The 22,826-nt window shown below is 49.9% G+C and carries 15 protein-coding genes; 5 read left to right on the forward strand and 10 right to left on the reverse strand.

The features are described from left to right. Window positions 1–16 precede the first annotated feature (16 nt). Complete coding sequence (locus tag FMR86_RS12390; protein ID WP_163351719.1) at window positions 17–1,204, forward strand: PAS domain-containing sensor histidine kinase; 1,188 nt, start codon at window positions 17–19, stop codon at window positions 1,202–1,204. A gap of 117 nt (window positions 1,205–1,321) precedes the next feature. Here the strand turns inward: FMR86_RS12390 and FMR86_RS12395 are convergent, their stop codons facing one another. The 8 genes from FMR86_RS12395 to queF all read right to left on the reverse strand — a co-directional run bounded on the left by FMR86_RS12395 (window position 1,322) and on the right by queF (window position 10,404). Then, window positions 1,322–4,459 (reverse strand): efflux RND transporter permease subunit, encoded by a 3,138-nt coding sequence (locus FMR86_RS12395; RefSeq protein WP_163351720.1) that lies wholly within the window; start codon window positions 4,457–4,459, stop codon window positions 1,322–1,324. Between the two features lie 64 nt (window positions 4,460–4,523). Continuing rightward, complete coding sequence (locus FMR86_RS12400; RefSeq protein ID WP_163351721.1) at window positions 4,524–5,702, reverse strand: efflux RND transporter periplasmic adaptor subunit; 1,179 nt, start codon at window positions 5,700–5,702, stop codon at window positions 4,524–4,526. Window positions 5,703–5,847: 145 nt separating this feature from the next. Next, window positions 5,848–6,150 carry a late competence development ComFB family protein gene (locus tag FMR86_RS12405; RefSeq protein ID WP_163351722.1) on the reverse strand — a complete coding sequence of 101 codons (303 nt, stop codon included), beginning with the start codon at window positions 6,148–6,150 and terminating at the stop codon, window positions 5,848–5,850. A 154-nt stretch (window positions 6,151–6,304) separates the two neighbouring features. Then, window positions 6,305–7,543, reverse strand: coding sequence for a diguanylate cyclase (locus FMR86_RS12410; protein ID WP_163351723.1), 1,239 nt, complete (start codon window positions 7,541–7,543; stop codon window positions 6,305–6,307). A gap of 109 nt (window positions 7,544–7,652) precedes the next feature. Continuing rightward, window positions 7,653–8,069 (reverse strand): putative zinc-binding protein, encoded by a 417-nt coding sequence (locus tag FMR86_RS12415; RefSeq protein ID WP_203544878.1) that lies wholly within the window; start codon window positions 8,067–8,069, stop codon window positions 7,653–7,655. Window positions 8,070–8,199: 130 nt separating this feature from the next. Further along, entirely contained in the window at window positions 8,200–9,351 is a 1,152-nt protein-coding gene (locus FMR86_RS12420) for a permease (RefSeq protein ID WP_163351724.1), read from the reverse strand. A gap of 87 nt (window positions 9,352–9,438) precedes the next feature. Further along, window positions 9,439–9,768, reverse strand: a complete 330-nt coding sequence (locus FMR86_RS12425; RefSeq protein ID WP_163351725.1) for a helix-turn-helix transcriptional regulator — start codon at window positions 9,766–9,768, stop codon at window positions 9,439–9,441. Window positions 9,769–9,900: 132 nt separating this feature from the next. Beyond that, window positions 9,901–10,404, reverse strand: coding sequence for a preQ(1) synthase (gene queF, locus FMR86_RS12430; RefSeq protein WP_163351726.1), 504 nt, complete (start codon window positions 10,402–10,404; stop codon window positions 9,901–9,903). 275 nt (window positions 10,405–10,679) lie between these two features. Between queF and FMR86_RS12435 the strand changes: the two genes are divergently transcribed. From FMR86_RS12435 to FMR86_RS12445, 3 genes are all read left to right on the forward strand, one after another. After that, window positions 10,680–11,324 (forward strand): queuosine precursor transporter, encoded by a 645-nt coding sequence (locus FMR86_RS12435; RefSeq protein WP_163351727.1) that lies wholly within the window; start codon window positions 10,680–10,682, stop codon window positions 11,322–11,324. A 72-nt stretch (window positions 11,325–11,396) separates the two neighbouring features. Then, window positions 11,397–12,509 (forward strand): substrate-binding domain-containing protein, encoded by a 1,113-nt coding sequence (locus FMR86_RS12440; RefSeq protein ID WP_163351728.1) that lies wholly within the window; start codon window positions 11,397–11,399, stop codon window positions 12,507–12,509. Beyond that, on the forward strand, window positions 12,509–15,184 hold the full coding sequence (locus tag FMR86_RS12445; RefSeq protein ID WP_163351729.1) for a PAS domain S-box protein: 2,676 nt from the start codon (window positions 12,509–12,511) through the stop codon (window positions 15,182–15,184). Before FMR86_RS12440 ends, FMR86_RS12445 begins: the two co-directional genes overlap by 1 nt. 3 nt (window positions 15,185–15,187) lie before the next feature. Here FMR86_RS12445 and FMR86_RS12450 read toward each other — a convergent pair whose 3' ends face one another. Next, a complete protein-coding gene (locus FMR86_RS12450; protein ID WP_163351730.1) occupies window positions 15,188–16,099 on the reverse strand; it encodes a diguanylate cyclase in 912 nt (303 codons plus the stop codon). Next, window positions 16,099–20,649 carry a response regulator gene (locus FMR86_RS12455; RefSeq protein ID WP_163351731.1) on the reverse strand — a complete coding sequence of 1,517 codons (4,551 nt, stop codon included), beginning with the start codon at window positions 20,647–20,649 and terminating at the stop codon, window positions 16,099–16,101. The genes FMR86_RS12450 and FMR86_RS12455 overlap by 1 nt, the downstream gene beginning before the upstream one ends. Window positions 20,650–20,902: 253 nt before the next feature. Here FMR86_RS12455 and FMR86_RS12460 point away from each other — a divergent pair, with 253 nt between their 5' ends. Next, a complete protein-coding gene (locus tag FMR86_RS12460; RefSeq protein WP_163351732.1) occupies window positions 20,903–22,528 on the forward strand; it encodes a sigma-54-dependent Fis family transcriptional regulator in 1,626 nt (541 codons plus the stop codon). The last annotated feature ends 298 nt before the right edge of the window (window positions 22,529–22,826 follow it).

Raw genomic sequence — 22,826 nt, forward strand, 5'->3', positions numbered from 1 at the left:
ACATCAGAGATCTTGCATGAGCGAAACAACATACTACCCAGACACTCCGGGAAATGACGACAATCCGTGCAGTCCGGATATTCTGGACCAGCACGATCATATAAAAGCCGAACTTGCTCCGGAATTAATTGATACCGTTCCGAACCCCGCCTTTATTTTAAACAAGGACAGACGGATCATCTTCTACAACCAGTCTCTGGCCAAAGCTGTGGGAGAAAAACGGGAAAATATGATTCTGGGCCGCCGTCCCGGGGAACTGCTCCGCTGCTGCAACACAAGGAGCAACTGGTGCGGTGACGCCACCCCCTGCGTCCAGTGTGGAGCATTAAGGGCTATCCAGACTGCCATGTCCGGACAAAAAAGCGAAGAGGAATGCATGCTGCTGGCCAATGTGGACGGCAAAATAAAAGCTTACACATTCATGGTCAACAGTTCGCCTATAAAGATCAAAGGTGATGAGTATTATATAATCCATCTGACGGACATTTCCGACAGCAAACACAAGGAAATGATGGAACGGGTATTCCTGCACGACCTGCTCAATGCGGTAAACGGAATCGCCAATGCCGGGACTTTGATTAAAATTGACGCCATAAAAAAAGAACAGCAGGAACTGGCCGGAATGATCGTAGAACGCGCCCATTACATGGCTAATGAAATCAATGCCCACCGCTTGTTCATATCCGCGGAAGCCAAGCAGCTCGAAACCGATGATGAACCAGTGGCAGTCGTTTCATTTATTGAATCCATCTGTGCTTTTTACGAGAACAGCCAACTGGCAAAAGAAAAAAACATCAGCATCAACTCAAAAATAAATGAGTTCAAGCTGACTACTGACAAACGCATTCTCTACCGCATTCTTGAAAATCTGGTCAAAAACGCCTTTGAAGCCTCACCGGAAAACGGCACCGTGTCTGTGGAAGCCCGCGAAGAAAACAACAGAGCCCTTTTCACAATCTCCAATCAGGGCACCATTCCCATGACCGTGGCCCACCAGATATTCAAACGATCTTTCTCCACCAAAGGACCTGGCCGCGGCCTCGGCACATACAGCGTAAAAATGTTCACCGAGAACTACCTTCGCGGAAGGGTCTGGTTCGATTCATCAAAGGATGACGGCACCAATTTTTACGTGGAAATTCCGCTATCTCCTTCCGAGCGACCTCTGGGTGAAACGCCGTGCCCCAGCACCTTGCAGGCTTAAGCAAATAATTTGATGCGCTTCGCCTCCATGCGTCACACCCCGTAGTGTAAACCACAGAAAAAAACCGCCCTGCTGAAGATCCAGCAGGGCGGTTTAGTTTTAGCTATTTAAAACAAATTACTCTTTTGCGGAATCAGAGCCCCCGTCACCGCCCTTCACGCTCTTTATTTTCATCAGAATCACATAAAAAAGCGGTACAAAGAGCACCCCGAGAACAGTGGCCGCGATCATACCCGAAAACACCGAAGTACCAAGCGCGTGACGGCTGGCCGAACCTGCCCCCTGTGCTATGACCAGCGGCACAACACCGAGGATGAACGCAAACGAAGTCATCAGGATGGGCCGGAAACGGATCTTGGCGGCCTCAACTGCGGCCTCTACAAGGGATGATCCCTGCTCATACTTGGCCTTGGCAAATTCCACGATTAAAATGGCATTCTTGGCCGCCAGACCAACCAGCATAATCAGACCGATCTGGGCATAAACGTTGTTATCCAGACCACGCAGGAACTGCCCGGAGATAGCCCCGAACACACCCAGCGGAACCGCAAAAACAATAGCCAGCGGAATAATCCAGCTCTCGTATTGTGCTGCCAGCACAAGGAAGACCATGAGCACCGCAAGAGCGAAGATAATGATGATTTCCCCGCCGGATTTCTTTTCCTGATACGCGATGTTGGTCCAGTCGAAACCGTAGCCGCGCGGCAGGGTGTCGCGGGCGATTTTTTCCATCAATGCCATGGCCTGCCCGGTACTGTAGCCCGGAGCGTTGGCCGCGGTTATCTCAATGGTCCGGAACAGGTTGTAACGCTGAATGTATTCCGGTCCGAATATCTTCTCCTGATTAAGCAGGGTGGAAAGCGGGATCATCTTCCCGGTATCCCCGCGCACGTAGAACTTGGACACATCTTCCGGGCTGGTCCTGAACTCGGAATCCGCCTGAGCCATAACCCGGTAGGTCCTGCCGTATTTATTGAAATCGTTGATGTAATAACCGCCGAGAAAAGTCTGCATGGCGGTGAACACTTCATTGAGCGGGATACCCAGCTTACGCACCTTATCGCGGTCAACGTCAACAAACAGCTGCGGCACATCAGCACTGAAAGTGGAGAATATTCCGGTCAGCTCCGGATGCTTGCGCAGCTCGGCCATGTAATCCTGAGCCACCTGTGCCAGTTCCTTTACAGTTCCGCCGGAACGGTCCTGCAGCTCAAACTGCAAACCGCCAGTGGACCCGATACCGTTGATGGGCGGCGGGTTAAAGCAGATAACCATGGCCTCCTGAATACCAAACACCTTCTGCTGCACCTTACCGAGAATGGCTTCCACATGCAGCTGGGGGGCAGTGCGCTCATCCCATGGATCAAGGGTGGCGAACAAGGTTGAAGTGTAGGAAGAATAAGCACCGGTAATCAGGTTGAATCCGCCCAGTGCGAAATATGTTTTCACGCCCGGCTCATTCTTCAGGATTTCCTCCACCTGCTGCACCACCGCATCTGAACGCTCAAGAGAGGCACCTTCGGGCAGCTGCACGTTGATCATGAAGTAACCCTGATCCTCATTGGGCACGAACCCGGTGGGTACAGTCTTGAACAGGGTATAGGCCCCGAACATCAGCACCCCGAAAATTCCCAGCGCGATGACTGACTTGCGGATGATTATCCTGACCCCGGAAGTATATCCGGAAGTGATCTTGCTGAAATATTTGTTGAACTGCTTGAAAAACCAGCCCAACGGGCCGCGCATGTCTTTCTGCGGCCGCAGCAGCAGGGCCGACATGGCCGGAGAAAAGGTCAAAGCGTTAACGGATGAAATTGCCACCGAAACCGCAAGGGTCAGTGCGAACTGCTTATAAAGCTGCCCGGTAATCCCGCCCATGAAGGCTACAGGCACAAACACGGCAATAAGCACCGCAGTGGTCGCCATAATCGGCCCGGAAACCTCTTTCATGGCCTCCTTGGTGGCCGTCTTGGGGTCCAGTCCTTCTTCGTCAATCTTGGATTGCACCGCCTCGACCACAACAATGGCGTCATCAACAACAATACCGATGGCCAATACCATACCGAACAGGGTCAGGGTGTTGATGGAAAATCCGAGCACCTGAAAGAATGCGAATGTTCCCACCAGAGAAACCGGAACCGCAATCATGGGCACGATGGTCGCCCGCAGGTTCTGGAGAAAAATGAACACAACGATGAACACGAGAGCCATGGCCTCGTACAGGGTATCCATAACCTCTTCAATTGAAGCGGTAACAAACAGGGTGGTATCGTAGGGAATGTCGTATTTCATTCCAGTCGGAAAATCCTGCGAAAGATGCTTCATGGTGGCACGGACATTTTCCACGATATCAAGGGCGTTTGCTCCGGGCAGCTGGTAAACCAGCAGCATTGCGGAATCAATCTCGCCCTGCCTGCCGAAAGCGGAATAGGATTTGGACCCCATCTCAACCCGGGCCACATCGCGGATATGCACGGTGCTGCCGTCCGGGTTGGCTTTGACGATGATATTACCGAACTCTTCCGGTTCGCTGAGACGCCCTTTGACCCGCACGGTCAGCTGGAACTGCTGCCCTGAAGTAGCCGGGGGCTGCCCCACCTGTCCGGCAGGAGCCTGCAGGTTCTGCTCCTGCACAGCGGAGATAATGTCATCGGCGGTAATTGCCAGCCGGGCCATTTTGTCGGGGTCCAGCCAGATACGCATGCCGTAGTCCTGATCACCGAACAGGGAAACACTACCAACACCGGGAATACGGGAAACAGCATCAAAAAGATTGATTTTGGCGTAGTTGTTCAGGAACAGGGAATCATACGTTCCATCCGGGGAAAGCAGACTGATCACACAGATCATGCTAGAAGACTGTTTCTTAACGCTGACCCCGGATTTGGTTACTTCGGAAGGCAGCTGCGGTGTGGCAAGACTGACCCTGTTCTGGACGTCAACCGTAGCCAGTTCGAGATCGCGCCCCAGATCAAAAGTTACGTTGAGCACCATGCGTCCGTCATTGGAACTGATGGAACTCATGTAGAGCATATCCTGTGCACCGTTGACCTGCTCTTCAATGGGAGCGGCAACGGTTTCTTCCACAACATCCGCACTGGCTCCGGTGTACTGGGCCGCAATCTGCACCGTGGGCGGCGCGATTTCCGGATACTGGGCAATGGGCAAAGTAAAAATACTCAGCAAGCCCACCAGTGTAATAATGATGGAGATAACGGACGAAAAAATGGGTCTGTCGATAAAGAAATTGACCATGGCTGCTTCCTGCGATGCGAAAAATGATCTCCCCGAAAAAACGGGGAGATCTATTTAATTAATATTACTGTTTGGCTGCTTCGGGCTGGTCCTGAACGATCTGGGGAGTGACCGGGGTTCCGGGACGGATCTTATTCACTCCGTCGGCAATGATCAGGGTGTCATTTTCGATTCCGGATTTGATCACGGTGTTGCGGTCATCGGTATAATCAATGGTAATCGGCTTTTCGACGACAGTGCCGTTGCTTACTGTCAGCAGGGATTTGCGACCCTGAACATCCAGCATTGCCCGTGTGGGTACCACCAGAACGTTGGGATAATTCTTAAGTTCAACCACCACCTTGGCATACTGTCCATCACGCAGGATTCTGTCAGGGTTGGGAAATTCGGCCCTGATACCCAGCGTTCCGGTGGAGGAGTCAACTGCCCGGTCTGCCATATTGAAAGTCCCGTTGTATTCATAGAAACCGCCATCGGCAAGGATGATGCGCAGATCGGAAGGCTTGTCCGGCTTGCCTTGCTTTCTGAGGGATTCCATTTCACGGATAGCCACCAGATATTCTTTTTCGGGAATGCTGAAATTCACATAAACCGGATCAACTGCCGAGACAGTAACCAGCACGGTGGATTCTGCGGCAACCAGTGTTCCCGGCTCCACCTGCGTACGCCCGATGATACCGTCCATAGGCGAAACAATTTTCGTAAACCCAAGATTCAGGTTGGCCTGCTCCACCTCGGCCTTGGCATTGCTGACGTTGGCTTCCAGAACCTGCTTGTCGGTGATCTTGGAATCGAACTCTTCACGGCTGACCGCGCCCTGATCAAAAAGGGCTTTGAACCGTTTGTAATCCTTGCTGGCTTTGGCAAGACTGGCTCTGGTGCTGGCCAGCTCCGCTTTGGCTTTTTTCAAAGCCTCCTGATAAGGGCGGGAATCAATAACAAAAAGAAGCTGGCCTTCTTTCACGGCCTGCCCTTCAGTGAAGGTTCTTTCCTTAATATGCCCCTCTACACGGGCTTTGATATCCACAGTTTTCAGAGCTTCAATCTGGGCTACATACTCCCCCATCACCGGAAAAGACTGTTCGCTGATTTTAATTACTTTAACAGGAATGGGCTCTGCAGCCGCCTGCTCTTTCTTCTCTTCGCCAAAACATCCGGAGAAGACGAAAGACATGGACAACAAAACAAAAAACAACGCTGCGGAAACCTTCCGCCCGGTAACCGCATGAAAAAGAAATTTCACGAATTTCCCCCTGAATAATATTTAAAAGCCGGAGATTGCTTTAGAAACAGCAATCCGCCCTCTATCCCATCTATAAGTAATGAGACACTAACCGATTACCATTTCAAAAAAAAGTAAATTATTGCAGATTATCATATAGAAACGGCTAATGATGCAGCCTGTCCCTGATGCGTTCAATGGCCTGCGGAATCTCGGCAGCGGCCAACAGCTTCAGTCTTTCATATTCAGCCTTGAACTCCGGGCTGGGATAAGTCCGGTCTGCAATACTTGATGAATACAGGCTGGGAATTTTATTCAAAACCACACAGGCAATATCGAACAGACATTTATCACACTGACAAAATTCAATCTCCGCCCGCCCGATAAGAGTCTTCAGTTCTTCATAGACTATCTCTTCGGCCAGATTGACAATTTCACCGGTCCTGAAAAATTCTTCCTTTGGCAGCATACTCTCCCCCTTGGCTTGAGACATTAACGGCACCAGGTATTATTCAAAGTATAGCGTATAAAAACAGCTCTTCAAAGCCAATTCTTAAATCCCTTGAACAAAAAAATCCGGCACGCCAAAACGTACCGGACCGCAAAATGAACATCAAAGACCGCTACCAGTCACAAAGGATTCTATTCCTGCCGGATCTCTTGGCCTCATAAAGTTTATCATCCGCTCGGCCTATCATGGCAGTAAGAGATTCATCCATATTGGCAGTAGCTCCGATGGAGACTGTCATATTAATTATCTTTCCTTTAAATTCCACAGCAAAATTCTCCACCTGCGCCCTGAATTCCTCCAGAAAATCCATAAGGCCGTCCGCCTGAACACCATCGAGAATAATGGTGAACTCTTCCCCTCCGAACCTTGAAACAAGACCCAGATCACCCACGAACTCAGCCAGAAGAGCCGAGAAATCTATCAGAACCTGATCCCCGGCATCATGCCCGAATGTATCGTTAATTTTCTTAAAATGATCTATGTCGAGCATAACCACACACAATTCCCTGTCTGCGGAAAACGACTGAGAGTAAAGAGGTTCCCCGTATTCGAAAAAATACCTTCTATTCCACAGCCCGGTAAGAAAATCCTTGTTGGCCCGGTCCCGGGAGGCTTGTATGAGTTCAAGAAATTCAAGGTTGGAGTTGACCCGGCAGAGAATTTCCTCAACCGAAGCACCCTTCTGGATAAAATCATTGGCTCCCTGCTTTAGAAAAAGCGGCGCGGTGCGGGATTTTGTGTCGGAGGAAAGAACAATTATGCTCAACTCATCCATTGATCGAATGGTACGCAGGTGGGCGGTAAGTCTGAGCCCGTCCATTTCCGGCATGTTGTAATCGGTCAGGACCAGTTTGATGTCACTGTTTCTGTAAAAAATCTTTGTCGCGGCCTTACCGTCCTCCGCCTGCAGGACTTTCAGCCCCTGCCGCTTGAGGATTCTGGATATCCAGTCCCGCACAGAAGCCGAATCATCCACCACCAAAACCTTGACGTCCTGATTCTTGTAAACCCGGCTGACGATGCGGGCAATATAGTCCGCCTGATCAGGCTTTTTAAGCACGTAATCGACAATGTTTTTGGTGGACAGGGTCTTTAGAACCTGTTCATCAAGGGAGGCGGTAACAGCAATAGCCGGAATTCTGTGTTCAAGCAGAAGATTGATCCCGCTGCCGTACTCCACTCCATCAAGGACCATACTGCTCAACCCGGCAAAATAATCATTTGCGGCAATGAACTCCTGGGCCCTTCCGTAAGTATTGGCATGGTCGCAATCAAAACCGGCCTTTTGTAAAGTCGTCTGGATAAACATGGCCGCAGCCTTGCTTGGCTCCAAGATAAGAACTCTGCTCACAAAACTCCCCAAACATCGTTATAATAACAAAAAAGGTTAAGCTACAGCCTAACCTTATACTTAACACACCAACAATTACAATCTATTATTATTTTGTAAACCTGCACTGTTATTCTCTTACGCAAGTATCGCACCCGCATACTGCATACTTTGAATCAGCCCTACGCTGACCGAACAACAGCTTGATCTTCTTACGCAGCTCTTCCAACATTGCAGGATCAACCTCTGTGACGGGACACTCCACACCCATCTCAGTAAGACAGAAATTATGCACCGGCTCAATGCCCATCTTCTTCAACATAATCTGCGAGCATCCCTTTGAACAGCCGTCAATCACAATAAGATCACGAACCTTATCCGCTTCATCAATATATTCATCCAGACCGGCACCAATCCCGGCAAGACAGACCATTTTCGCAAACCCGCTCCTGTTGAGTTCCACCGCAAGACTGTTCGCCGCCTGGCCGGAACCGGAACCGCCGGAGCAACTGACAACCATAAAACCAGTTTCATATTCTTCAGTCATAATGCATACCTCCCAAAAATATAACTCAATTACAACCTAACACATTTACAAGCTGAGAAAAACGCCAAAATGGAAACAGCCGCATTTCCCCAAAGGAAATGCGGCTGCTTAGGTTCATTGCAGAGAATATTTATATGATCATATTGAAGAGATAGCCGACCATAAGGATTCCGCAACCGACCACCCCGACAAAGACTGCGATAAGCTTGGGCTTGAGCACCTTGCGCAGGATGACCATTTCCGGGAAAGAAAGGGCGATGACGCTCATCATGAAGGCCAGTACGGTCCCCAGTGCCGCCCCCTTACCCAGCAGGGCGTCCACAATGGGGATCACCCCGGCGGCATTGGTATACATGGGAATACCCAGCAGAACGGAAGCAGGAACCGCCCACCAGACACCTTTACCCATGATGGAAGCCATCATGTCTTCGGGCACATAGCCATGAATGGCTGCACCGGCTGCAATACCGACCACAACATACAGCCAGACCTTGCCCACAATATCCTTGACCGAATCAATGCCGAAAACCACCCGGTCTTCAACAGTCATGCCGGACTGCGGACCGTTGTTCTGGGCACTGGCAAGTTTGACCCAGCCTTCCACATGCTTTTCCATACCCAGCCTGCCGATAATCCAACCGGCCACAATGGCTATGGAAATTCCGGTAATAAAATAAAGGGCCGCAACCTTCCAGCCCATGAGGCCGTAAAGCAGCACAAGTGCCACCTCGTTAACCATGGGAGCGGAGATCAGGAAAGAGAAAGTCACGCCCAGCGGAACTTCCCCGGCCACAAAACCGATGAAAAGCGGCACTGCGGAACAGGAGCAGAAAGGAGTGACCACGCCGAGCAGGGCGGCCAGAACGTTACCGTAGGATTCACGCTTTCCGGCCAGCACCTTGCGGGTCCATTCCACGGTGACGTAAGAACGGATGATGCCGATACCGAAAACAACCAGCACCAGCAGCATCAGCACCTTGGGGGTATCATAGATGAAGAACTGCACAGTTTCACCGAGATGACTGCCCGGAACAAGCCCGAATAGCTCAAAAGCCGCATATTTGGAAAAACCCAGCAGCTGTGAATAGATTGCGTACCAGAGCAGCAGCCCTCCACCCATTGCCGCCCAGAGGGCATTGCCTTTTATGGGCAGTGAAGATTCGCTCTGTTCTTCTGCAGCGGTTTCGGTTTCGGGATTCATGCCGATAGGTTCAAGCCCTATGGGTTCTTTCTTTTTAGGCTCCGCAGAACAGGCGCAGGGTTTGATATTCAATTCTTCCATTTCAGCTCTCCATGTTTATATTTTGCCAAATACGAAAACTTATATTTAAAAAAGAACAGCTACAACCAAGCTGCAGCTGTTCTCACCTTACAACTTTTTAATGGAACTTGCGGCGTAGGCCTTGGCCTGCTCCTCAAACTGGGCGGCGAAAAAATTTTCCAGACAATTCAGGAAGCCGGGTACACAATCCATATTGAGACTGTAATACACATTGGTCCCACGCTTGCTGTCCTTGAGCACCCCTGCATCCTTGAGTAAGGAGAGGTGCTTGGACACAGTGGATATATCCCGGCCCACAATCGGAACAATATCACACACGCAGAGTTCCCCTTCGCAGAGGGCCTCAACTATGGCAAGCCTGCTGGGATGGCCCAGTGCTTTAAACACCTTGGATTTTGTTTCGATATTTGCTGTCATTTTTTACGCCTCCAAACTTTCCTGTTTGGCAAAATATAAAATTTATCCCAGCCTGTCAAGCTGCTGCTGTTCATTTTTTTATCCGGCAAAAACATACTCCGGATAAACAGCTAATATTGCACGTAAATAAAACTAGGCAGAATGTCTACCGGATTCCATTTTCCATTCCCGGACAGTTTCGCGGACATCTTCATACTGCGCACTCTCCTTTTTGTAATGCTCGGCAAAAACATGCAAAGCGGTTCCGCCACGGGGAGAAAAGATCCCCTTAACCCGCATCCACAAAGGAGAAAGCCGCCCTGTGAAATGATCGAGAATATTATTGGTGATGGTTTCCATGAAAGACTGGTGGTTGCGGTAGGCCCCCATGTACAGCTTGAAGCTTTTGGACTCCACACAAAGTTCATCGGGGATATACTCAACGATAATGGTGGCGAAATCCGGCTGTCCGGTCACCGGGCAAAGAGAGGTGTACTCCGGGAATTCAATGCTGATAATGTAGGGCCTGCCCGGAAAGTTATTGGGAAAGGTCTCAAGAATTTCAGGGCCGGGAGTATCATAATTGTATTTCGTAGCTCCGGCCTGCCCCAGAGAGACAAGGGATTCGGTCTTGTCCTGACTTTTGGTTGTTTTCATTTAAATCTTCTCCATAGATAAACAGTCTAATCTGAAAAGTTCCTCAAACGGTCCAAAGCACTTAGCAGCTTGCCCGGCAAAAGCAAGTTCTGATTCATGCCCGCCCCCAGCCATTTTCCGGTCAATTTGGGCTTTGACTTTTCCCCCGAACGGTGGCACCCCTGCTCTTTAACTTTGCCCCGGAACGGACCTGTCGAGGCGCGGGACTTTCTCCCTTTTGCTCGTGTCGGGCAGAATCCGTTTCAAAACAATAATATTCAACACAAGGGAATCCAATGCTCTCTTCAACCTTTGAACGCAAAGCGTTCACCCTTCTGACGAGCCTTTTTATCGGCTCGCTGGTCATGGCCGCAGTTGTATCAACCAAGATAATCAACATCTTCGGCTTCTACGCCCCCGCAGGGGTTCTTGCCTACTCCATCACCTTTATTGTCTCCGACATCATCAGCGAGATATGGGGAAAAGAACGGGCCAACGAGGTCATCCACTGCGGATTTATCGCCCTCCTAACCGCCATCGCCCTTTCATGGGCTGCCCTTTACTGGACCCCGGCACCGTTCTGGCACGGACAGGAAGGCTTTGCCAGCGTACTTGCAAGCACTCCGCGGATCGTACTGGCCTCGCTGCTGGCCTATCTGGTCAGCCAGACAAATGATGTGCGCATTTTCCACCTGCTGCGCAGGATGACCGGAGGCAAACACCTCTGGCTGCGCAACAACCTTTCCACCATTGTATCACAGCTCATTGATTCCACAATCTTTGTCACTGTAGCCTTTTACGGAGTAATGCCGGTAACCGACATAATCATCGGCCAGTGGGTGGCCAAAGTGGCTATCGCCTTTCTGGACACGCCTCTGGTTTACGCCGGGGTATCCCTGCTCCGCCAGCGCACCCCGCTGGGTACGGCCTCCCAAGCTTAAACTTACATTTAATTCTGATTCTGGTATACTGTCTCCATATTTCCCGTGTGAAAACTGAAATATGGAGACAGTATGAAAATAAATCCGCTCCTCCCCCTCATAATAATCCTCACCAGCCTGCTTCTCGCCCTTCCGGCAGAAGCCGGGAAATACTTCACTCTTGATGAATACATTACGGCCCATCCGCAGGAAAAAATCCGGGAAGACAACTTCAGGAAAATTGTCAAAAATAACGCTGTCCGGAAAGCGCGCCAAATTCCAAATCCCAAAATCGCTATTATATACCCTTCCGGGCAGATTTCCGATTATTGGCGAAGAAGCATCAAATCCTTTACAAACCGGCTGAAACACTACGGCCTTGAACCCATCATCGTTAAGTTTCCCATCAAACCGTCGGAAACTCCGGCCAAACACGCCTCAACCTTCCGGAAAGCAGTACAGGCCAACCCGGATTACCTTATTTTCACCCTTGATGCCCTGCGGCACCAGCGCATGATCGAATCAGCACTCGTTGCCGGACACCCCAAGATAATACTCCAGAATATAACCACCCCCCTGAAAGAATGGGAAGACAAACAGCCGTTCATGTACGTGGGTTTCGACCACGCCACAGGGGCAAAAATACTTGCACAGTATTTTGCAGACAAAACAGGGGGCAACGGAAAATACGCCATACTCCTCCCTGACCCCGGCTACCTGAATGAAGCCCGCGGCAAAACATTCATATCTTATATGGATGAAAAGACTTCTCTCAAACTTGTCTCGCTGTTCCAGACAGGAATCAACAAGGAAAAAGCCCGACTGGCGACCATAAATATCGCGGAAAAACACCCGGAGATTAAATTCATATACGCCTGCTCCACGGATATCGCCCTCGGAGCCATCGAAGGTTTACGAGAAACCGGACAACTTGGCAAAATCATGGTCAACGGCTGGGGAGGCGGTTCACCTGAAATAGAAGCCATCCAAAAAGGGGAGCTTGACGTCACGCTCATGCGTATCAATGACGACAATGGCGTAGCCATGGCCGATGCAATAATTCTTGATATTCTTGAAAAAAAATCACAGATCCCCCTTGTTTTTTCCGGCAGGTTTGAAATACTGGAAAAAGGAGTTTCGCCCGAACGGCTGCAACTGCTGCAGCGGGAAAGCTTCCGTTATTCCGGCAGCCAAAAGGATAACTAATGAAACGCATTTTCAAGGAACCACCCGGATTAACAACACAATTGCTGACCCCCATGTTAGCATTAGTGGTGGTCATGGGAATTTTCATATTCGCATGGTCTTTTTACCTGTCCAAAACCACCCTTGAAAACGAACTTTCCATAGATATTGATAAAACCGAAAGCATTGTTTCACTTTCTCTGAACAACACCTTGGAAGACATCAAGGATGATCTCATAGAAATGACCCTTGACGCTGATTTCCGCGGGGCCATTATCACCGGGGACAGTGAAACACTTGATCAGAAACTTTACGAATTCATGAACTCAAGGCAGGGCTACCTGCTGGACGTGCTGACCATCTACCGCGACGGACGAAACTGGATTGAAGCAGGGGTGATCGAACTGCCCATCGTGCAGCTGCGCAATAAATTCAAGAACACCATGTCCACATCCCCGGCCTGGGGCTATCTCTCCTTCAGATCCCTGAACAACATCAGGACCATGCTGGTCTGCGCCGTCCCGGTTTTCAATGAACACACAGGGGAAGTTTCCGGGGTTCTGTACGGCGGTATTGATCTCAACTCCAATGTATCTTTCATCGATAGGTTGAAAAAAGTCTCCTCAGCCATCAACGGCGCACTGGTCAGCAGACACAGGCTGATCATAAGCACCTCCAATCCATCCAAGGTCGCAATGAAAAAGCTCATCGATTGGACTCTGGACATTCAGCCGGGAGAATTCAAGATAGACGAAGAGCTGATCTACTCCACAATCCAGCTGCTCCCCCAGCAGTCGGACAGCCCGCTGCTGTTCAGCTTTTCCCGGAGAAATCCCTCCTTCCAATCCCTTAAAAAAAACTACATGCAGAATCTGGGAATCCTGCTCACCTTTGCCGCACTGCTGGCTATATTCACAGCATGGGGATTGCAGAAAAGAATCCTCAAAGCCCTGAAGATGCTCACCAATTACGCCCGGAACGTCGGTTCCGGCGAGAGAAACACCAATTTTATCCCCGGTCAGGTCAAGGAATTCAACCAGCTCGGCCGGATGCTGGAAGATATGGTCTCAATGCTGGATGAAAACAGTGCCTATATATCCAAGCTGTTTTCATCCGCAAAAGCACCCATCATCAACTGCGATATTACCGGAACCATCCTTGATATGAACCCTGCTGCAGAGGATATTGTCGGCGTAGACAGTACCAAAGTCTGGAACAAAACACTGACCGCTTTTTTCCACAAGGACTTTCATGAAACTGTCGACAAGGCCCTTCATCAGGCTGTGCAGGGCAACCAGACCCCTGTTCTGGAACTGCCGCTCCACTCCGGTGACGGAAAAATAAAATACTTCATCTGGACCTTTTCCCCTGTACGCATGACCCCGGACAGAGACCCGGATTTTATTCTCCTGCAGGGACTGGATGTTACCGAAAGCAGGGATGCGGTAAAGAAAGCACACGAAAGCGAAGCAAGGCTGCGCCAGATCATCGACCTGCTTCCGCAGGAAATTTTCGCCAACGACCTTGAAGGTAAATTCCTGCTGGTCAACAGCATTAAAGCGGAAAAAATGGGTATTCCGGCTGAAGAAATTACCGGAAAATACCTGCCGGAGGTAATTGATAATCCCGTGGAGGTCACCCGGATCCTGGAAGATGACCGCATGGTCATTGATCGCAATGAAAAGCTGCTCACCGAAGAAAGCTTCCGGGACGAAGAACGCAACACCCACTGGATTGAAACCACCAGAGTTCCTTATATTTCAGCAGAAAACAACAATCCGGCCATCCTGACCATTTCTTCGGACATTTCCCGCATCAAGGAAGTGGAACAGGAAATGAAATCACTGAACCGGGAACTGGTGGAAAGGGTGGCCATGCGCACCACGGAACTGGAAAACGCCAACAGTGCCCTGCTCAAATCCATGGATGAACTGCGCCAGACTCAGGACAAGCTGGTTGAAACAGAAAAGATGGCCTCCCTCGGGGAACTGGTGGCCGGAGTGGCTCATGAGATCAATACTCCGCTGGGCATCAGTGTGACCAGCGCGTCTTTTATCAGGGAATTGACCGAGACCCTGCAGCACAGCTTTGAATCAGGTTCCATGAAAAGGTCGGATCTTGATAAATTCCTGAACACCAGCAGCGAAGCACTTGATAATATCATGAAAAATCTGGAACGCTCGGCCACGCTGATCAGCAACTTCAAACAGCTTGCCGTGGACCAGGCTTCGGATGATGTCAGGCAGGTCAATCTTTATGAGTACATACAGGGAATTCTGCTCTCGCTGAAGCCCAGATTCAAACAATACAGACACGAGCTTACTGTCGATTGCCCCAAAGGTATGGAGATCAATATTTCGCCGGGATCGCTCATGCAGGTCATCACCCATATTGTGACCAATTCCCTGACCCATGCCTTCCCGGACACTGACCAAGGCAAGATATCCATCACCGCTGCCGCCAGCAGAAACGGGGTAAAGCTGACTTTTGCCGACAACGGCATCGGCATGGGGACCGAACAGATGCTGAAAGTATTTGAACCTTTTTATACCACGGCCAGAAGCTCAGGGAACACCGGGCTGGGCATGCACCTTGTGTACAACATCGTGACCCGGGCACTTGGCGGAACCATTGAATGCAAAAGCATACCCGGCGAGGGGACAAGCTACGAAATATGGTTTCCGGAAGGGAAATAAAAATCAGCTGAGGTCGGTCCAGAGGACCATATTCCTGCCCCTGCGTTTGGCTTCATAAAGCATGGAATCTGCACCCACAGTCAAATCCTGCGCTTTGGCAAAGGTGGATGGAACCACAGTCACCCCGCCGAGGCTAACAGTGAGCACATTGCTTACAGATGAAAATTCGTGCTTAATTTCAAGCTCTGCAATCAGCACCCTAATCTTTTCGGCAAGATACCTGCCCCCGTCGGAATCAGTCTCCGGCAACAGGAGAACAAACTCCTCTCCACCGTAGCGGGCAGCCACATCTGAAGGACGTCCGACCTCAGCCTGCAAAACATCTGCGACCTTTTTGAGAACCTCGTCCCCGGCAGTGTGACCGTAGTTGTCATTGTACTGTTTGAAGCAATCCACATCGAGCATGGCAAGGGACATGTAATCCCCGGAACGGCTGCAACGACGCCACTCCCTTTCCAGTGCCAGCTCAAAACTCCTGCGGTTGGGCATCTCGGTCAGCCCGTCGAGATTGGCAAGCCCTTCCAGCAGTTTGCGCTGACGGGCGATTATAAGATGGTTCTTGACCCTCGCTTTTACAATGGGAGGATGAAAAGGCTTGCGTATATAATCCACTGCGCCCATCTCAAGCCCTCTGGCCTCATCATGCTCGGAATCAAGGGCGGTGATGAAAACAATCGGGATAGCCTTGGTTTCGTCACGGGATTTGATTTTGCGCAGGACTTCATAACCGTCCATTTCCGGCATCAGCACATCAAGCAGAACCAGATCAGGAGGATTTTCGGAATTTATCCGGTCAAGGGCCTGATTGCCGTTTTTAGCCAGCACAACCTTATAATCCTGCCGCAGCAAATCCGAAAGGACATTAAGATTCAACCGCTCATCATCAACAATCAGAATTTTAGCTTTCTCTTCCATTATTTATACCTGCTTTCCAACTTAATTCCGAGTTTATCCGCAATCAGTTCCAGCACAGCCAGCCCGTCATCAAAATCAAAATTCTCTATATGCCGGGTCAATTCTTCAAGCTGCTCTGCGTACTTTTCAAGATTGAAATGAACACGCAAGTCATTCAGCACATCGCCGGACTCAGCATCACCTTCAGCGAGCATAATATACAATTTGCTTATAAGATTAAAACTCTTTTCTTTATCAAACACATATTCACGTCTTTGCGGCGTCTCGAAAGAATCTATTTCTTCCAGCCCGTTAATCACTGTATCCAGTTCCGAAACAAGAGCATTCAGGTCATCGCCATAACCATCCTGAGCGTCGCCGCGCAGGTTCCCCTCAAGAGTTCGGCAGAACCCGTAAAGTCTATCTGCCCCTATGTTCCCGGCAATACCTTTCAAGGAATGAATCTTCATCAAAGCCTGTTCCAACCTCTCTCCGGAAAGCAGTTCTTCCAGTTCTTCAGCTAAATCGGCATAGCTTTCCCTGAATCCCAGCAGGACCTTCAGATACCCTTCCCGGTTCCCGCCTATGTTACGCAGTCCCCGCGCAGTGTCTATTCCGGGCAATCTCAGGGCAAACGGCTCTTCATCCTCGGTTGCACCGACATCCGGGACATAGGCCGCCTCTTCCATATTAAGATACTTACCCAGTGCCTTTTTCAACTCATCAGGATCAATGGGCTTGGTTAAATGCTCATCCATACCGGCCTCAAGGCTTTTTTCCCGGTCACCGGGCATGGCATGGGCGGTCATAGCCAGAATCGGCAGATTGCTGTAGCGGTCATCCGAACGGATAATCCTGGCAGCGGTAAGACCGTCCATCTCCGGCATCTGGATATCCATGAGCACAAGATTATATGCTTCCTCCGCAAGAACATCCAGAGCCTTGCGCCCGTTCCCGGCAACATCCACTTCCAAACCAAGCCCCTCAAGCATCCTCCGGGCGACCTGCTGGTTGAGTTCGTTATCTTCAACAACCAGCACCTTCGGAACTTTGCCCGCAAAATCCAGATCAAAATCAGTTTCGCAGACAGCTGCGGATAAAGCAGTGTCATCCGGGCTGTTAAGCTCATTGTGCAGGGCTTCATACAAGGAAAGACGCGTCACCGGACGGGATACAAAACCATCCACACCGACCTGCGCTGCTTCCTTGCGAAAAGATTCATCCACATTCACGGGAGCCATCATGATTATAGGAACATCCTCAAGCCCTGGCAGCCCTCTAATCAGGGCAACGCCATCCAGAACGGGAAGATCGGACAGTTTACCTGAAAGCAGAATAAGCCCCAAAGCCTCATCGGAGCTATGCTTTTCCAGCCGTGCAAGCGCACCGGAAGCCGAACTGTCCACCGCAACCCTGAAGCCTGCTTTTTCCATGGCTGAACGCACAAACTCGCGGGCCAGCATGTTGCTTTCCACAACCAGTGCCTTCGTTTCCTCTTTTACAACAGGCATGGGTATCTCTTTGTCTGCAACAACAGCAGGCAACGGCACGGTAAAATAAAACGAGCTGCCCATTCCCGGTTTACTTTCCACACTGACACTGCCGCCCATCAATTCCACAAGTGAACGGGCGATAGCCAGCCCCAGACCGGTTCCACCGTACTTACGGGTGGTTGATGCGTCCGCTTGGGTAAAAGAATTAAAAAGCTGTGAAATCTCGTCACTGCTCAGGCCGATACCGCTGTCCCTGACCGTAAACCTGATCCGCGGGTCGCCCTCACAATCATACTCACAGGCAACAATCAGATTTACTTCCCCGGAATCTGTAAATTTCACTGCATTATTGACAAGATTGGTCAACACCTGTTCAAGGCGCAAAGGATCGCCCTGCAAATAAAAAGGGACATCCGGATCTACGGAAAGGACAAAATCGATCCCCTTCAATTCGGCTTTCACCGCAACCATGTTGCAGATTTTTTCCAGCACACTGTCCAGCCCGAATTTAACATCTTCAAGCACAAATTTACCGGCTTCAATCTTTGAAAAGTCCAGAATATCACCGATGATGGATAACAGGGAGTCCGCCGAAGACATCATTTTATCCAGATATCCCTGTTGTGCGGTATCGAGATCTGCGTTCTGCATCAAATGACCAAACCCGATAATGCTGTTCATGGGGGTACGTATTTCGTGACTCATATTGGCAAGAAATTCAGATTTGGCCCGGGTTGCTGCTTCAGCTGCCAGCCTTGCCCGGTTGAGTTCCTTTTCCACCTGCCTGCGCTCCGTGACATTACGCATGCATTCCACCGCACCGACGATTTGTCCGGAACGATTGCGCAGCGGTCCGGCTACCCCCCAGAAATAAGCACCCTCTCCGTCAAATGCGTGGGGGGTGTAAACCTCCCCGTAAAGCATGCCCCGTCGGCGTTCCAGCGATTCATACTTATCGGTAAGCGGCTCCAGATCATCCCGCAAAGCGAAATCAATAAGGATAGGCCTGCGTTCCCCGTAAAAGGGCAGGGCGTATTCATAGTCTGCTTTGCCGATTATATCTTCCTTACTGACCCCGGTAGCTTCTTCAACTGCCCTGTTCCAGGCCAGCACCACCCCTTTGCTGTCAATAACAATGGTCGGGTCGGGCAGGAATTCAACAATATCATTCAAACGGTGGTAGGCGTCCTCCAATTCCTTCTTGGTCCTGCGCTGCTCAGTGACATCACTTAAAGTCGCCTGCAGCAAGGGTCTGCCGCTGATATCCATCTTACGGGCACGCACGCTGGCAAAAAATTCCTCTCCATCCAGACGTCTGCAGATAACATCGAAATCAAGTTCTCCACTTTCGACAGTAGTCCTGACCCATTTATCCAACAACACATCGGTCGGCACACCTTCAGTCTGGTTTGGGGCAATGAGATTCTCCGGACGATAAAAAAGCAGTTCTTCTTCTGATTTGCAGCGGAACATGGACACAGCTTCCGGGTTGGCACTGATGATATTGTAATCAAGATCTATCAACAGAATGGCATCGCTGGCATTATCAAAAATTGAGCGGTATTTGATCTCCCTTTCCTTCAGGGCAAGGGTCTGTTCCCGGCCTTTTTCCATGAGAGATAAACGTTCCAGAGCCAGTCCCACATAAGTTGAGAGAAAAAGCAGGACCTCAAAATCCCTTTCATCAAGGGTCTGCTCGGCACTGTATGACTGGACAGCCATAACACCGACCACATCCCCATGCAGTTTCAAAGGAACACCCAGCCATATCTCACAGCCGGGCCCCAGCAACTTGTACTCACCTTTATCGCGCAACCTGCTTCGGGTTACACTGTCCCCGTAAAGAGGCTCTCCGGTTTTGACAACATAATCGGTAAGCCCGATTCCCATCTTTCTCGGTGCAGGAGCAGACTCCTTTTCATCAGAAAAATACGGAAAACTGATCACCTCTGCTTCCCGGTCATATGCGGCTATGTAAAAATTGCGCGCATGCATGAGTTTGTTGACCTGCCCCTGCACAAGGGAATAAAATTCATCAATGCCTGAAACCTGAGAAACGGAAAGGGCAAGTTCATAAAGAATGTTATGGACCTTTTCCATTCTGCGCCGCCGGGCAACTTCTTTATTCAGGGATTCATTCAGCCTGAACAGCTTGCGGTTCCAGAAAATAATCATGGCCAGCGCGATAACCAGACAAGCGAACAACAGTACAATTTCGCCGTAATTAACCGGCTGCTCGTAACGGACATCAAACCATTTCTGACGGATTTCACGGTGGGAATCATCATCAATAGCCGCAAGAGACTTGTTGATGATGGAGAGAGCTAACGGATAATCCGGGGAAACTCCGATACGGTGCTCAAAATCAAACCCGGCTGTCCCCGCAATTTTAAGGTTTTTCAGACCGAGCCTGTTCATATTATCAACCACAACCGCGAGATGCCCCACGAATGCATCGACCTTGCCCTTGGTCAGCAGCAGCAATCCCTCCTCCACATCAAGGGTTCCCACAAGCTTAATATCCGGAAAATTTTCCTGAACATAATGGTAGCTGGTATAGGACTGCCCGGCGGCGACCTTCATCCCTCTCAACTGCTGCAGATTCTGGATTGATCTGCGTTCATCGCCTGTAACTACAACCAGCGGAAATGAGACATAAACATCGGAAAAAAGCACCTTTCGCCCGACCATATCGTCATCGCTCAAGGCCGGTATGATATCCAACTTGTCCACAGTATATTTATCCAGCACATCCGCCCACGAACTGCTGGCAACAAATTCGAACTCCAAACCGGAGAGAGCACTGATCATGTTCATGTAGTCCGCGATAATTCCCCGGAACTGACCGTCATCATCAATTATGGATAAAGGCTCCCAGTCAACCTCACTGATACGTAACTTGACACCGCTATCGATGAAGGCCTGTTCTTCGGGAGTAAGACTCAGAGGGGAATCGTCCGCAACAACAGGGCCAACGAAAAAAGTCTGGAAAACAAGAAAGAAAATAAAAGCGCAGAAACAGGCAATGCGGGCAAAACCTGATCCGACGGTGCGGTCAGTATCTGAAAATGAAATCACTGCTTCCTCATGAATATATTCAGGTTGCGGAATACGAGCCAGATTAGCACCTGCATGCACAATGGACAAGAGAATGGAGCATTCAGCAATCACCACCCAGCGGTAACAATACGAACCAATTGAATTTAGGACTAAGTACCCGTAGACTCCATCACAAACATTTATGACCGTATGGTTCAAAAAGTTACCACAAAGAACTTTATTTTACCACCGGAAGCCGCTACCTTCACTTCAAGAAAGAGGGGGAAGCCGGATGAGTGATAATAAAAAATACAAGCTTCTGTTTAAGGACCGTATCGGAATTGTATTCGACATCACCAAATTGATGCTGGAGCACAAGCTGAACATTATCAGCATGGAAGTGGAGCAAAAGGACGGTTTTGCCCAGATTTCACTGGAAGTGGAAAACGGACATTCCTTTAAACCAGAAGAAATACTTGCCCTTTTCTCCACCCTGCCCGGCATTGACAGCCAGAGCGAGCTCAAGCGGTTGCCGCAGGAAAAAAGGGAAAAATGGTTCCGCATCCTTTTTGACGGCATGAGCGAAGGCATCGTTTCGGTCAATTCCAAAGGGATTATCAACACCGCCAACAGCGTTGCCTGCCGCATCCTGAACACCCCCTACGAAAGCCTGGTCAACACCTATGTCGGCGAAATTACGCCAAAAAACAACCTGCTCATGGAATGCATGCAGAAACGCATTCCGGTCAACAGGCGAAAATCCGCAGTGACCAGCACTGGACGGGTGGATTTTTACGGCTCGGCAAAACCCATCCATGATTCACAGGGCGATTTCGTCGGCGCAGTCCTGCTCATGAAGGACCTGCAGGAAGTGAAAGCCATGGTCGATGCGGTCATGACCCCCATTGATTTCAAATTCGACGACTTCATCGGCGAAAGCCCGGCCATCAAGAACCTGATTACTTTTGCCAAGCGCATTGCCGAGCTGGACACCATTGTATCCATCACCGGAGAAAGCGGCACAGGTAAGGAACTATTCGCCCGGGCCATCCACTTTGAAAGCGGCAGACCCGGTCCGTTCATCCCCATCAACTGTGCAGCCCTGCCCGAACAGCTTATTGAAAGCGAACTCTTCGGATACATTGACGGAGCCTTCACCGGAGCCAAGAAAAAAGGCAAACCCGGCCTTTTTGAAGCTGCTCAGAACGGAACCATCTTTCTTGATGAAATAGGTGACATGCCTCCCGGACCGCAGGCCAAAATCCTGCGCGTGCTGCAGGAAGGATGTGTACGCCGCATCGGCGGGGTTGAGGAGATTCCGGTCAATGCCAGAGTGATCACCGCAACCAACAAAAACCTGAACGACATGGTTGCCGCCGGAGATTTCCGCGAAGACCTTTTTTACCGCATCAACGTCCTGAGCATCCAGATTCCTCCTCTTCGCGAAAGAGGATTTGATATAACACTCATGGCCGAGTCCTTCCTGAACCGCTTCAACCGCAAGCTGGAAAAAAAGGAACAGACCATCAGCAGGTCAGGACAGGACAAATTGCTGGCCTACAGCTGGCCGGGCAATGTCCGTGAACTGCAAAATGTCATTGAACGAGCTTCCATCTTCAGCAATTCCAATGAAATTTCAGCTGAATCCATTCATATTAATGCCAAGCAGGAATCAAACTGCGGCCAGCAGTGCAGAGCCGTCCCGCTCACACTTCAAAGCGGAGCGTCGCTCAAGGACATGGTCGGCAAATACGAAATGAAAATACTGCTCGACACCCTCAACTCTACTCCCAGCATCCGCAAGGCCGCCCGGAGACTGAGCATATCCCACACGGCACTGCTCAAAAAAATACAAAAACATCAACTATATAACCAAGAAAAAGATCAACCGTGGCAAGCGGCAGTCTCTGCCGATTAAACCGGACAGAAACACACTCCACACCAGCCCCGCAGCTCCACCAGACCGGAGTGCGGGGCTTCGCTTTGGTATCTTTTATTACCACTCATTCCCTTTTGTTTTCGCCACTCAAACCTGATTCTGCATCTAAATCAAAAAATGGAAACTTTTGGTACCGCCATAGCAAAAGTATACTATTTCAAAGTCTTGAACGCTCTCCAATAAATCAACTGGCAACTTATCAGACCGCATCACATTTCCTAAAATTCAATTTTAATGCGCAATGATTTCGTGAATATTAGCACAATCTTTAATTTCT

Source organism: Desulfovibrio sp. JC010 (assembly GCF_010470675.1).
Lineage (GTDB): Bacteria > Desulfobacterota > Desulfovibrionia > Desulfovibrionales > Desulfovibrionaceae > Maridesulfovibrio.

Excerpts from the sequence above, each read along its gene's own strand:
- FMR86_RS12390 (WP_163351719.1), top strand. The coding sequence starts at position 17 with ATGAGCGAAACAACATACTACCCAGACACTCCGGGAAATGACGACAAT.
- FMR86_RS12395 (WP_163351720.1), bottom strand. The coding sequence starts at position 4,459 with ATGGTCAATTTCTTTATCGACAGACCCATTTTTTCGTCCGTTATCTCC.
- FMR86_RS12405 (WP_163351722.1), bottom strand. The coding sequence starts at position 6,150 with ATGCTGCCAAAGGAAGAATTTTTCAGGACCGGTGAAATTGTCAATCTG.
- FMR86_RS12415 (WP_203544878.1), bottom strand. The coding sequence starts at position 8,069 with ATGACTGAAGAATATGAAACTGGTTTTATGGTTGTCAGTTGCTCCGGC.
- FMR86_RS12420 (WP_163351724.1), bottom strand. The coding sequence starts at position 9,351 with ATGGAAGAATTGAATATCAAACCCTGCGCCTGTTCTGCGGAGCCTAAA.
- FMR86_RS12425 (WP_163351725.1), bottom strand. The coding sequence starts at position 9,768 with ATGACAGCAAATATCGAAACAAAATCCAAGGTGTTTAAAGCACTGGGC.
- queF (WP_163351726.1), bottom strand. The coding sequence starts at position 10,404 with ATGAAAACAACCAAAAGTCAGGACAAGACCGAATCCCTTGTCTCTCTG.
- FMR86_RS12435 (WP_163351727.1), top strand. The coding sequence starts at position 10,680 with ATGCTCTCTTCAACCTTTGAACGCAAAGCGTTCACCCTTCTGACGAGC.
- FMR86_RS12440 (WP_163351728.1), top strand. The coding sequence starts at position 11,397 with ATGAAAATAAATCCGCTCCTCCCCCTCATAATAATCCTCACCAGCCTG.
- FMR86_RS12445 (WP_163351729.1), top strand. The coding sequence starts at position 12,509 with ATGAAACGCATTTTCAAGGAACCACCCGGATTAACAACACAATTGCTG.
- FMR86_RS12450 (WP_163351730.1), bottom strand. The coding sequence starts at position 16,099 with ATGGAAGAGAAAGCTAAAATTCTGATTGTTGATGATGAGCGGTTGAAT.
- FMR86_RS12460 (WP_163351732.1), top strand. The coding sequence starts at position 20,903 with ATGAGTGATAATAAAAAATACAAGCTTCTGTTTAAGGACCGTATCGGA.